The sequence below is a fragment of the Microbacterium sp. MYb64 genome (assembly GCF_002979495.1).
Classification (GTDB): domain Bacteria; phylum Actinomycetota; class Actinomycetes; order Actinomycetales; family Microbacteriaceae; genus Microbacterium; species Microbacterium azadirachtae_A.
This window is the reverse complement of sequence record NZ_PCOW01000018.1, coordinates 71,192-82,695: the sequence shown is the minus strand read 5'-3', so window position 1 is coordinate 82,695 and position 11,504 is coordinate 71,192. Positions and strand designations below refer to the sequence as shown.

The following is an 11,504-nucleotide window of genomic DNA, read 5'->3' as shown; positions in this document are numbered from 1 at the left end:
TTGTGCGCGGACACCCTGCTCACCGGCGCAGCATCCGGGCACGACACCGACGCCGGGCTCCTGTCCGCGATCCAGGCACGGGTCGAGGTCACCGTGCCCGTGCTCACCCTGCTTACGCCCGATAACGCCGGCGCTCGCGGGCAAAAGTCGCCGACGCGATCCGGCGCCCCCTTCAGTGTGCGCACCGAACAGCCCGCGGAACTCGCCGGCGGGCAGCCGATCGACACGCACACCGCCCGCACCCTCGCCGGCGGAGCCACCGCCTGGGAACGCGTCCTCACCCACCCTGTCACCGGGGCGATCCTCGCCGTCGACCACTACCGCCCCAACGCCGACCTCCGCCGGCTCCTGCACGCGAGGGATTCCCGGTGCCGGTTCCCGACCTGCGGGCTCCCACCCGCCGCGCAGGACCTCGACCACACCATCGACGCCGCGTACGGCGGGTCTACGGAGGAAGGCAACCTCGGCGGGCTCTGCCGCCGCCACCACGTCCTGAAGCATCAGACCGCGTGGAAAGTGAAACAACGCGGCGCCGGGGTCCTGGAGTGGACCAGCCCCACCGGGGCGACCTACATCGACAAGCCACCTTCACCGGTGACGTTCACGGTCGAGGACCCGGACCCACCCCCGGAACCCGATCCAGAGACTCCCGGATTCTGACGCGCGAAGATCCCGCCATCGGGCGAGCCGATTCTCAGACGCCCGCTCTCAGGCGCCCGCTCTCAGACGGTGAGCGTCACACCCCACTGCACGGTCCAGGCCTCGCCCGGTGCCAGGCGGCGCAGCCCGCGGCCCGAGTTGAACGCCTCGGCGGGCGCCGACATCGGCTCGAGGGCGACCACGAGCTCCTGGCCGGGGTAGTTCGTGTTCGTGTAGGCCTGCAGGTAGTCCAGACCCGGCCCCTGCCACAGCGTGACGGTGCGGCCGTCGGGGGCGGAGAGGGTGCTGTGCACGCGTCCGTCGTCCTCGCGGTGGAGCGTCGCGAAGCCGGTGTCGAGCTGCACCTCGGCGAGGCGTCGGGGGGTGCGCAGGTCCGTACCCCCCGACACCGGCGATTCCCCGATCGGCAGCAGCCGGTCGTCGGTCTCGAAGAAGGTCTCGGCGGGGATGCGCAGGAGCAGCTGCCTCGGGTCGACCCCGGAGATCGTGAGGAAGGGGTGGGTGCCGAGTGCGACCGGCGCCGCTTCCTGCGAGCGGTTCACGATCGTATGCTCCGCGGTGACGCCGTCGGTGCCGAGCGTGTAGCGCACGCTCGTCTCCAGCAGATAGGGGTAGCCGATCTGCGGCACCACGTTCGCGCGCAGCAGCACGGTCGCATCGTCCTGCTCGGCGATCTCGTAAGCGGTGTAGCGCAGCAGCCCGTGGGTCGCGTTGTTCAGCTTCGGCTCGGTGATCGCCAGCGCCCTGGTCTCCTCGCCGTCGGCCCAGATGCCGTCCCGGATCCGGTTCGGCCACGGCACGAGTACGACGCCGGAGCAGGCGGGCGCGGGGCGATCGTCGGGGTAGGGCGGGACGACCGTGGTGCCGCCGACGACGAGGTGCCGGAGGGCTGCGCCGACCTGCGAGATCTGCGCGCGGACGCCGTCCGCCTCGAGGTGGACCTGGACGCCGGTCGGAGTGGTCATGCCGCCATCGTAGAGCGGCGGGGTGACGCGGTGGGCTCCCAGGTGGCTCGGGTAGACTTTCGCGGTCGGCTTCGGGCGACCGCGAACTCCGGGATCCCCGGCGGGCGCGGTGCTGCGATTGTGTGTGAGCCCAGGGGCCGATGGTGAGTTCGGCGGACATCGCCGAGCGCTTCATCCATCACATGAATGGCCCCCGGCCGACGACTGCCCGGGTTTCTCCGCGCCCTACGAGGGCGGCGGGGCGCTGTTCTCGTGCGAGAACCAGACAAAGGACATACCCGTGCCCAAGAACCACAAGCCCAAGGGCGGACGCCCCTCGGCGAACTTCGAGCCGCGCTACGCGAAGAAGACCTCCTTCCACGACCGTTACAACCAGGGGCGCCCCGCACGCGACGGCGACTCCGCTCGAGGCGTCGCGGATCGTGCAGACCGGTACGGCCGCGCGGACGCGCGTCCGGCCCGCGACGACCGCGGCGGCCGCTTCGACCGCGATGCCCGTCCCGCTCGCGACGCCCGTCCTGCTCGCGACGACCGTGGCGGCCGCTTCGACCGTGACGCCCGTCCGGCCCGCGACGACCGCCGTGCGGATGCCCGCCCCGGCAGCCGTTCGCCCGGCCACCGCGGCTTCCGCGCCGAGCCCGCCGCCGGCGATCGCGAGCCGAAGCGCCGCTGGTCGGCGCAGGAGAGGGCGGGCCGCGACGAGTCCCGCTCGATCCGCAACCGTGCCGAGTCGGGCCGCGTCGATGCCCCGCACCGTCGCGACGAGCGTCCGCGCTTCGATCGTGACGACCGCCCGCGCCGGGACGACCGGACCGACCGTCCGCGTTTCGACCGCAGCGATCGTCCGCGTTTCGATCGCAACGACCGTCCTCGTTTCGATCGTGACGACCGTCCCCGCCGCGATGACCGGACGGACCGTCCGCGTTTCGACCGTGACGAGCGTCCGCGCCGGGATGACCGGACGGACCGTCCGCGTTTCGACCGCAGCGATCGTCCGCGTGTCGAGCGCAGCGACCGTCCGCGTTTCGACCGTGACGACCGCCCGCGCCGTGACGACCGGACCGAGCGTCCGCGCTTCGATCGTGACGACCGCACGCGCCGCGATGACCGGACCGAGCGCCCGCGCTTCGAGCGCAGCGATCGTGCGCGCTTCGATCGCGATGACCGTCCCCGCCGGGACGACCGCCCTCGCCGCACCGACGGTCCGAGCCGCAGCGACTGGAACCGCACCGCCGACCGTGCGCCGAAGCACGAGCAGCTCGAGGACGTCGTGCACGAGCGCCTTGCGGCGCAGACCGTGCAGGCCGAAGAGGTCGCGGATGTGACCTTCGGCGACCTCGGACTCGGCTCGAACATCGTCGAGATCCTGGCGAACATGGGTGCAGAGGCACCGTTCCCGATCCAGGCGGCGTCGGTCCCCGCGGTGCTCCAGGGTCGCGACGTGCTCGCCCGCGGGCGCACCGGATCCGGCAAGACCATCGCCTTCGGCGCCCCCCTCGTGGAGAGCATCCTGCAGTCGCAGAAGGGCAAGAAGCGCGAGTTCGGGCGCACCCCGCGCGCGATCATCCTCGCCCCGACGCGCGAACTCGCGCTGCAGATCGACCGCACCGTGCAGCCGATCGCCCGCAGCGTGGGCCTGTTCACGACGCAGATCTACGGCGGCGTGCCGCAGGCGCGCCAGGTCGGCGCGCTGAAGAAGGGCGTCGACATCGTGATCGGCACGCCCGGTCGCATCGAGGACCTGATCAACCAAGGCAAGCTCGACCTCTCCGACGTGCGCATCGCCGTGCTGGATGAGGCGGACCACATGTGCGAGCTCGGCTTCGTCGAGCCGGTGCAGCGGATCCTCCGGCACACCGGCGAGGGCAGCCAGAAGCTGCTGTTCTCCGCCACGCTGGACCGCGAGGTCGCCGCACTGGTGGACGAGTTCCTCGTGGACCCGGCCGTCTTCGAGGTCGCCGGCGAGACGCAGGACTCGGGCACGATCGAGCACCGCGTCCTCGTGATCGAGCACCGCGACAAGGCGGAGATCCTCACCTCGCTCGTCGATCGCGACGGGCGCACGCTGGTCTTCTCCCGCACCCGCGCCTACGCCGAGCAGCTCGCCGAGGCCTTCGAGGACGCCGGGATCCCCGCGGTCTCGCTGCACGGCGACCTGAACCAGGCCAAGCGCACCCGCAACCTGGAGAAGCTCACCTCGGGTCGTGTGAACGTGCTCGTCGCGACCGACGTCGCCGCCCGCGGCATCCACGTCGACGACATCGACCTGGTCGTCCAGGCCGACGCCCCCGACGAGTACAAGACGTACCTGCACCGGGCCGGCCGCACCGGTCGCGCCGGCAACTCCGGCCGGGTTGTGACCCTGATCACGCGCCCGCGCGGTCGCCGCATGACGGAGCTGCTGAACCGCGCCGAGATCGACGCGCCGTTCGAGGAGGCGCGCCTCGGCGACGACCTCATCGAGGAGATCGCCGGCCGCATGCCGTCGACGTCCGACCTCACCGCCTGATCGAGACGCGGCTTCGCCGCGAAGCATCGGCCGAAAGAGCCGGGCGGGATCCTGATGACTCCGGATCCCGCCCGGCTCTTTCGCATCTCTGTGACGCCCGCGCGGTCAGAGGACGAGCGCCCAGTCGTTGCTGAGGATCTCCTCGCCGCGGAACGGGAACGCGCGGGTCGAGCGCAGCGCGAAGCCCGCGCGCCGGCACAGCGCGTTCGAGGGTGCGTTGTCCACGGCCGGGTAAGCGTGGATCTCGGAGTGGCGTCCGTCCGCCCGCACGATGTCGAGGAGCTGGAGGAGCGCCTGCCCGGCGTAGCCGCGTCCCTGCTGCTCGGGGAGCACGCTCCACCCGGTCTCCCATACGACGGCGTCGGGATCCTCGTCGTTCTCCCAGTAGCCGATCGAGCCGACGGCGACGTCGCCGTCGCAGATCACGAGCATCCCGCCGGGTCCCTCCAGGGACAGATAGCGCCGATGCCGCTTCTCCAGCTCCTCCGGGGTCTCGGGCCCGACGAGATGCGCCGTCATCTCCGGGGTGTTGAAACGGTCGAGCAGCGGCCGGTCTTCGGGCTGCCAGGGGCGGAGTGTGACCATGCGGCGACAGTAACCGGAACCTCGGACACGACGGTGCGGGCGCGATGAGAAGGGCAGGGCGAGGGGCCGGAAACGGCCGAATTCGAAACCTGAGAGTTCGAGCAAAATATCTTGCTACATCCCGGGATCCTCGGTGGGCTCCCAGGAACAGTGATGCAGGATCGTTACCTTGTACGCCCGACCCGAGGGCGTGACGCCGCTTCCCGAGCGGCACCGAGGACTTCAAGGATCGTTACTTCGTCATGTCGAGAAACCCGTTCTTCCGCTCTGCCCGCCGCAAGACCATCACCATCGTCAGCGCGACCGCCGTGCTCGGCGCGCTCGCCGTCGGGGGTGCTGTGCTCGTCGCTCCCGCAGTCGCCGCGGCCGCTCCGGCCGTGGCCGCGGTCGACGATGTGACCGCCTACAACCAGCGGGTGCAGGTGCGTGCCGCACTCGACACCGCGAAGACCGCGATGGCGGACGCGGCCACCGTGAACGCCGATGTGAAGGCGGCCGGCCTCGATCTCGGCCAGGGGCGCAAGCTCGTGGACGTGACCGGTCTGACCTCGGCGCACGAGGTGCTGTCGAAGTCGGTCTCCGACAAGGGCGCCGTGCACACCGCGCTCGCCGTCGCGATCACGGACTACTCCGAGAAGGTGGAGTCGCAGGTCGCGGAGGTGCGCACCAACCTGAACAACGCTGTCGCACAGAAGCAGGCGGCCGATGCCGCGGCTGCTGCCGCCGCCGCCCAGGCCGCTGCCGCCGCGCAGGCAGCCGCCGAGGCGCAGGCCGCCGCGAACACTCCGGACGGCGCGCGCGCCGCGGCTCAGCAGATCATGGCGAGCCAGTACGGCTGGGGCGATGACCAGTTTCAGTGCCTGAACTCGCTGTGGAACAAGGAGTCCGGCTGGGACTACCAGGCCTATAATTCCTCCGGCGCGACCGGCATCCCGCAGGCGCTGCCCGGCGACAAGATGGCGACCGTCGCGGACGACTGGCAGACCAACGCGACCACGCAGATCACGTGGGGCCTCGGCTACATCTCCAGCGTCTACGGCACCCCCTGCGCGGCCTGGGGCCACTCGCAGGCCACGAACTGGTACTGAACCCTCTGCGGGACACCCTTCCCGGGACATCCTCCACACAGGACATCCTCCACACAGGACATCCTCCGCGGAACCTCGAACGGGGCGGTGCGCATCGAGCGCCCGCCCCGTTCGGCGTCCCCCGCGCAATGCCTCAGAACAGGGTCGGCATCGGCTCAGGCGCCCGCGGCGCACCGAACCGCGACGGCGCCGCGGGTTCGGCTGCGGGCTGCTCGAACAGCCACAGCGGCATCGCGTTCGTGACCGGTTCAGCCGGCGCGCTCATGCTGCGCCGCAGCGGGCGATCGTCGGAGTGCCGTGCCTCCAGCCCGTGCATCCGGATCAGGGGCTTGACCCGTCGAGCGAGCCACCTCCGGTAGTCCTTCGGCGCCTCCGCCGCAGATCCGGGATACAGCACCCGGTAGGACGACAGCAGATCCGGCCTGTGCTGCGACAGCCACTGCAGGAACCAGGGCTTCACGCCCGCACGCAGATGCAGGGCGCCGTAGATGACATGGTCGGCACCGGCTTCCTTGATCCGCCGCAGGGCGCCGTCGATCGCATCCACCGAGTCGGTGAGGTGCGGCAGGATCGGCATCAGGAACACCCCGACCCGGAATCCGGCGTCACTGAGCGCGCGCACGGTGTCGAGCCGCGCCTGCGTGGACGGAGCGCCGTGCTCGATCGCCTCGCGAAGCGTCTCGTCGAACATCGCGATCGACAGCTGCACGTCGACGGGCACCCTGGCCGCGGCGTCGACGAGGACAGGGATGTCGCGGCGGATCAGCGTGCCCTTGGTGAGCACCGAGAAGGGCGTCCCGGAATCGGCCAGCGCGCCGATGATCCCCGGCATCAGCCGGTATCGCCCCTCCGCGCGCTGATACGGATCGGTGTTCGTGCCGAGCGCGACGGTCTCGTGCTTCCAGGATCCGCGGCGCAGCTCCTTCTCCAGGGTCTCGACCACGTTCACCTTGACCACGATCTGCGAGTCGAAGTCCCGCCCCGCGTCCAGGTCCAGGTACGTGTGCGTCCCCCGGGCGAAGCAGTACACGCAGGCATGGCTGCATCCGCGGTACGGGTTGACCGTCCAGTTGAACGGCATCTTCGATGGACCGGGCACATGGTTCAGGGCCGACTTCGCGAGCACCTCGTGGAAGGTCATCCCCGCGAACTCCGGCGTCGTCACGGTTCGCAGGAACCCGGTGCGGTTCTCCATGCCGGGCAGCGCCTGCGCGTCGGTCTCGTCGATCCTCTGCCCTTGCCACCTCATGGAGACATTCGAACATAGCGACGATGGCAAGTCAAGCGAAACTCGTGGAAAGATTCGAATGTCGCCGACGTTCAGGTCTGGCGGTGAGAATGGATCCGTGGCAGACCCGCGGCACCCGACTCGCGCGCGCCGCATGGACCCGCGCGTGACGTTCCGGCTGTACGTCACGATCGGCCTGGCGGTCGCGCTGATCGGCGCGCTCTGGGCACTCGCGGACGGCTCGGCGAGCGCCGGTCCCGGCGGCCAGGCCACGGCGGAAGCAAAGGTCGCAGGGGTCGCAGAGGTCGCGATGCCGCAGACCGCGACGAGCCTTCCCTCGGTCCAGCTGCACGCGACCGCGGCCAGCAACCCGTGCGCGCAGACGCCGGTGCAGCAGGCGCTCGCCTCCGGTGGCGATGATGCGGTGGTCGCGGCGTTCGGCGGGGGAGCGGCGTTCCGCGCCGCGGTCGCTGCGGGCAACGCGCCCTGCATCGATCTGTCCGACCCCCACCGCGACTGGGTCGTGGTGAACAAGGCCCGGCCGCTCAACCCGGTGACCTTCGCGCCGACGTCCTTCGGGGATCCCGCTCTCTCGGTCGACGGCGCGGGTTCGCTGCGCTCCGACACGGCGAACGCTCTGAACCAGCTCTCCGCGGCCGCGGACGCCGCCGGGGTGGGCTCGGTCGCGCTGGCCAGCGGCTACCGCTCGTACGACACCCAGGTGCAGACCTACTCGGGCCAGGTCGCGACCTACGGGCAGGCTCAGGGCGACGCCCTCTCCGCGCGGCCCGGGCACAGCGAGCACCAGACCGGCCTCGCCGCCGACGTCGTCTCCTGCGCGGGCGGCTGCGGTGACATCGACTCCTTCGGCGGCACCGCGGCCGGCGCCTGGGTCGCCGAGAACGGCTGGCAGTACGGCTTCATCGTCCGCTACGTCGCCGGCCAGACCCCGATCACCGGCTACGACCCGGAACCCTGGCATCTGCGCTACGTCGGCGTGCCGCTCGCGACGGCCTACCACGATGGCGGATTCGCCACGCTCGAGCAGTTCTTCGGGCTCGCCGCGGCCCCCGCCTACCTGGGCTGACCGCCATCGCAGACGCGCGTCACCGCACCCGGCCTGAGGCGTGTGCAGTCGCGTCGACGCGGTTTCCGACGCTGCTGGAGCGTTCACACAAAGCGTGACACCGAGTCTCACATCCGGTGGGATGCATTCCCACAATCCGAGTCGATATCCCCGACTTTCCGCGTAGGATCGCGAGTGCGAAGACGCACACACGATCTGGAGGAGCGCGATGGAACGCGACATCTACGACGAGGATCACGAGGCCTTCCGGGGCCTCGTCAAGGACTTCATCGGCCGCCACGTCACGAACGAGGCCATCGAGCGCTGGGAGGCGGACGGCGAGATCGATCGCGCCACCATGCTCGCGGCGGGTGAGGCCGGCCTGATCGGCCTCTCGGTGCCCGAGGAGTTCGGCGGCGCGGGGATGCTGCAGGACTACCGCTTCCGCACCATCGTGATGGAAGAGGTCATCGCGGCGGGCGCCGGGTCCCTTGCCGGCGCGTTCGGGATCCAGGACGACCTGGCCGTGCCGTATCTCGTGCACATGGGCACGCCGGAGCAGAAGGCGAAGTGGCTGCCCCGCATGGCGACCGGCGAAGTGCTCGGCGCGCTCGCGATGACCGATCCGGGTGCGGGCTCCGACCTCCGCGGCATCAAGACCAACGCGAAGAAGGTCGACGGCGGGTACATCCTCAACGGCGCCAAGACCTTCATCTCCTCGGGGACCACGGCCGACATCGTCGTGACCTTCGTGAAGACAGGTGAGGGCAACCGGCCCGACGCCTTCAGCCTTCTGATCGTCGAGAAGGGCATGGAGGGCTTCGATCAGGGCAAGAAGCTCAGCAAGATGGGCTTCCACGGCTGGGACACGGCCGAGCTCAGCTTCACGGACGTGTTCATCCCCGACGAGAATCTGATCAGCGGCAAGGAAGGTCAGGGCTTCATCCAGCTGATGATGAACCTGCCGCTCGAGCGCCTGTCGATCGGCGTGGCCGCCGCGGCCGCGGCACAGGCCGCCACGGCCTGGACCATCGCCTACACCAAGGACCGCGAGGCCTTCGGCGAGCGCATCGCAGACTTCCAGAACACCCGCTTCCGTCTGGCCGACATGGTGACCACGACCGAGGTGATGTGGGCGTACGTCGACCGCGCGCTGCTGGCGTACAAGGACAGCAAGCTCACCGCGGAGGACGCCGCGAAGGTCAAGTTCTGGACGACGGACCGCGAGTGGGAGGTGCTCGACACCGGCGTGCAGCTGCACGGCGGCTACGGCTACATCATGGAGTACCCGATCGCGAAGGCCTTCACCGACGCCAGGGTGCATCGCATCTACGGTGGCACGAACGAGATCATGCGCGACCTCGTCGGCCGCCAGATCGTCGGCAAGCGCTGACCTTTCGGTCCCTGAACTCGTCGAAGGGCGCCCCCGGATCCTGGATCCGGGGGCGTTCGTGCGTGGGCGGGGACTGGTCTCCGCGCGGGCGGATCCTCCTCCACGATCCGGGCGTTCGCGGAGTTCCGCACCGATTGCGTAGACGGGCCGTGCGGCCCTCCGGCCCGCCGTCAAGCTGGCGTCATGAACCCCGAATCACTGCGCGAGCACGTGCTCGAAAGCGACGACGACCTCCGCGACGCCCTGGAGCTGCTGCTCCAGCAGGCGAGCCAGCGGCAGCTCTGGCTGCTCTTCATCGACGGGCGGGGCCGGATCGGCGAGCCGCTGATGCCGATGGCCGACTACCCCGAGGATCCGATCGAGGCGGTGACGACGGAGGACCTCGGCGAGGTGACGCACGCGCACCTGCTGTCCCAGCGGATCGGCATGCTCCGCGAGCTCACCGGCAATGCGGCGGTGGTGCTGGTGTGGGAGCGGGTGGGCGGTGAGGCCGTCGAGGACGACGTCCGCGTCTGGGCGCGTGCGATGAAGCGGCAGGCCGTGCTGCTCGGGATCCCGTTGCGCGCACAGTTCCTGCTGCACGCCCACGGTGTGCGCCAGCTGCACGCCGACGACGTGCTGTGACGCCCGCCGGAACGGTAGCAAGACGGCGAGGACTGGGATGTCGTGGCGGGCGATGGGCTCGCGTCCGCGTGAGCGTGTCGACCGTTCCCTTTCTGCGTCGCGGCCAGATCGTGCTCGTCTCCTTCGATCCCGCCGTCGGATCCGAGGCGAAGAAGACCCGTCCTGCGGTGATCGTGAGCAACAACACGGCCAACGCGGTCGCGGTGCGGAGTGATCGGTCGACCGTGACGGCCGTCCCTCTGACGTCGAACACGGTGCGGATCCTGCCGTTCCAGGTGCTGCTGTCGTCGGCGGCGACCGGACTTGACCGCGACGTCAAAGCCCAGGCGGAGCGGGTGCGCACCATTGCCGTCGCTCGCATCGCCCGCCCCGTCGGCTGGGTGCCTGCAGAGCTCATGGGAGCTCTCGACGAGGCGCTCCGCCTCCATCTCGCACTCTGACGGCACCGCACGCGCCCTGCTGCCGTCCTTCGCGAACGCCCCGAGATCACCCGGATCCCGGGGCGTCCTGCTGCGTGCCGATCGTGGCAGCGACCGTCGGAGGGAGGCGATCTCTGGCGTCGGAAAAAGTTTGGTATTCAGTGTTGCTATGTACCGGTACTCAGTGTTACTGTCTACCGGTAGTCAACATCACTGAGTAGAAGAAGGAGGCGATCGCGATGGCGAGTCAGATGACCGAGATGCTCAAGGGCACCCTCGAGGGGATCGTCCTGGCGATCCTGGCCGAGCGATCGGCCTATGGATACGAGATCACCACGCGGCTGCGCGACGGAGGGTTCTCCGACATCGCGGAGGGCACCGTCTACGCGCTGCTGGTGCGGATAGAGCAGAGGGGCCTCGTCGATGTGGAGAAGGTCCCCTCCGAGAAGGGGCCGCCGCGCAAGGTGTACTCGCTCAACGCGCAGGGGCGGGATCAGCTCGCCGAATTCTGGAGGACCTGGAGCTTCCTCGCAGCGCACATCGAACAGCTCCGCCACACCGACAGCATCAGCACGACCGACACGAATGAAGGAGCCTGACATGGCCGCCAAGTGGATCGAAGCCCTCACCGGGTCCCTCGAGCAGAAGAAGCAGTACAAGCAGGACAAGGCCCGCATGGAGAGCCTTCCCGCCCCCTATGCGGAGGCCGCCATGGCGATGCACCGCTACCTGATGTACGCCGGCGGCATCACCGACGGCGACACCATGATCCGGATGTACACCGACATGGCCGACCTCTGGGAGCGCGCCGCCGTGGACCGCACCCCGGTGCGCGACATCGTCGGGGACGACCCGGTCGACTTCGCCGAGACGTTCGCCAAGGCGTACGCCGGCCGCGAGTGGATCGACAAGGAGCGCAAGCGCTTCACGACGGCGATCGACGGCGCCGCACGAAAGGAGAACTGAA

Annotated in this window: 12 protein-coding genes; 9 read left to right on the top strand and 3 right to left on the bottom strand. The window is 69.8% G+C overall.

Going from position 1 to position 11,504, the window contains the following annotated elements; translation table 11 throughout:
- On the top strand, nt 1-660 hold a 660-nt coding region (locus CQ044_RS19630), incomplete at its 5' end, for an HNH endonuclease signature motif containing protein (RefSeq protein ID WP_181158335.1).
- A 62-nt stretch (nt 661-722) separates the two neighbouring features.
- On the opposite strand, the gene CQ044_RS14960 is transcribed toward CQ044_RS19630, so the two are convergent.
- On the bottom strand, nt 723-1,625 hold the full coding sequence (locus CQ044_RS14960; RefSeq protein WP_105689196.1) for an aldose 1-epimerase family protein: 903 nt from the start codon (nt 1,623-1,625) through the stop codon (nt 723-725).
- Between the two features lie 280 nt (nt 1,626-1,905).
- On the opposite strand from CQ044_RS14960, the gene CQ044_RS14955 reads away from it, so the two are divergent.
- Nucleotides 1,906-4,134, top strand: a complete 2,229-nt coding sequence (locus tag CQ044_RS14955; protein ID WP_105689195.1) for a DEAD/DEAH box helicase — start codon at nt 1,906-1,908, stop codon at nt 4,132-4,134.
- Nucleotides 4,135-4,239: 105 nt separating this feature from the next.
- Here CQ044_RS14955 and CQ044_RS14950 read toward each other — a convergent pair whose 3' ends face one another.
- Entirely contained in the window at nt 4,240-4,719 is a 480-nt protein-coding gene (locus tag CQ044_RS14950; RefSeq protein WP_105689194.1) for a GNAT family N-acetyltransferase, read from the bottom strand.
- A 242-nt stretch (nt 4,720-4,961) separates the two neighbouring features.
- Between CQ044_RS14950 and CQ044_RS14945 the strand changes: the two genes are divergently transcribed.
- Nucleotides 4,962-5,807 (top strand): phospholipase, encoded by an 846-nt coding sequence (locus tag CQ044_RS14945; protein ID WP_105689193.1) that lies wholly within the window; start codon nt 4,962-4,964, stop codon nt 5,805-5,807.
- A gap of 133 nt (nt 5,808-5,940) precedes the next feature.
- Here CQ044_RS14945 and CQ044_RS14940 read toward each other — a convergent pair whose 3' ends face one another.
- Complete coding sequence (locus CQ044_RS14940; RefSeq protein ID WP_105689192.1) at nt 5,941-7,056, bottom strand: Rv2578c family radical SAM protein; 1,116 nt, start codon at nt 7,054-7,056, stop codon at nt 5,941-5,943.
- A gap of 97 nt (nt 7,057-7,153) precedes the next feature.
- Here CQ044_RS14940 and CQ044_RS14935 point away from each other — a divergent pair, with 97 nt between their 5' ends.
- The 6 genes from CQ044_RS14935 to CQ044_RS14910 all read left to right on the top strand — a co-directional run bounded on the left by CQ044_RS14935 (nt 7,154) and on the right by CQ044_RS14910 (nt 11,503).
- Complete coding sequence (locus tag CQ044_RS14935; RefSeq protein WP_258133332.1) at nt 7,154-8,122, top strand: D-alanyl-D-alanine carboxypeptidase family protein; 969 nt, start codon at nt 7,154-7,156, stop codon at nt 8,120-8,122.
- Nucleotides 8,123-8,330: 208 nt separating this feature from the next.
- Nucleotides 8,331-9,494, top strand: coding sequence for an acyl-CoA dehydrogenase family protein (locus CQ044_RS14930; RefSeq protein WP_105689191.1), 1,164 nt, complete (start codon nt 8,331-8,333; stop codon nt 9,492-9,494).
- Between the two features lie 183 nt (nt 9,495-9,677).
- Nucleotides 9,678-10,118: a hypothetical protein gene (locus CQ044_RS14925; RefSeq protein ID WP_105689190.1), complete on the top strand. Its 441-nt coding sequence runs from the start codon at nt 9,678-9,680 to the stop codon at nt 10,116-10,118.
- Nucleotides 10,119-10,186: 68 nt separating this feature from the next.
- On the top strand, nt 10,187-10,558 hold the full coding sequence (locus CQ044_RS14920; protein ID WP_258133331.1) for a type II toxin-antitoxin system PemK/MazF family toxin: 372 nt from the start codon (nt 10,187-10,189) through the stop codon (nt 10,556-10,558).
- A 218-nt stretch (nt 10,559-10,776) separates the two neighbouring features.
- On the top strand, nt 10,777-11,136 hold the full coding sequence (locus CQ044_RS14915; RefSeq protein WP_105689189.1) for a PadR family transcriptional regulator: 360 nt from the start codon (nt 10,777-10,779) through the stop codon (nt 11,134-11,136).
- A gap of 1 nt (nt 11,137) precedes the next feature.
- On the top strand, nt 11,138-11,503 hold the full coding sequence (locus CQ044_RS14910) for a DUF1048 domain-containing protein (RefSeq protein WP_105689188.1): 366 nt from the start codon (nt 11,138-11,140) through the stop codon (nt 11,501-11,503).
- The last annotated feature ends 1 nt before the right edge of the window (nt 11,504 follow it).

Bases quoted from the DNA above. Each gene is read 5' to 3' on its own strand.
- CQ044_RS14960 (WP_105689196.1), bottom strand. From the start codon at position 1,625: ATGACCACTCCGACCGGCGTCCAGGTCCACCTCGAGGCGGACGGCGTC.
- CQ044_RS14950 (WP_105689194.1), bottom strand. From the start codon at position 4,719: ATGGTCACACTCCGCCCCTGGCAGCCCGAAGACCGGCCGCTGCTCGAC.
- CQ044_RS14945 (WP_105689193.1), top strand. From the start codon at position 4,962: ATGTCGAGAAACCCGTTCTTCCGCTCTGCCCGCCGCAAGACCATCACC.
- CQ044_RS14940 (WP_105689192.1), bottom strand. From the start codon at position 7,056: ATGAGGTGGCAAGGGCAGAGGATCGACGAGACCGACGCGCAGGCGCTG.
- CQ044_RS14930 (WP_105689191.1), top strand. From the start codon at position 8,331: ATGGAACGCGACATCTACGACGAGGATCACGAGGCCTTCCGGGGCCTC.
- CQ044_RS14925 (WP_105689190.1), top strand. From the start codon at position 9,678: ATGAACCCCGAATCACTGCGCGAGCACGTGCTCGAAAGCGACGACGAC.
- CQ044_RS14915 (WP_105689189.1), top strand. From the start codon at position 10,777: ATGGCGAGTCAGATGACCGAGATGCTCAAGGGCACCCTCGAGGGGATC.
- CQ044_RS14910 (WP_105689188.1), top strand. From the start codon at position 11,138: ATGGCCGCCAAGTGGATCGAAGCCCTCACCGGGTCCCTCGAGCAGAAG.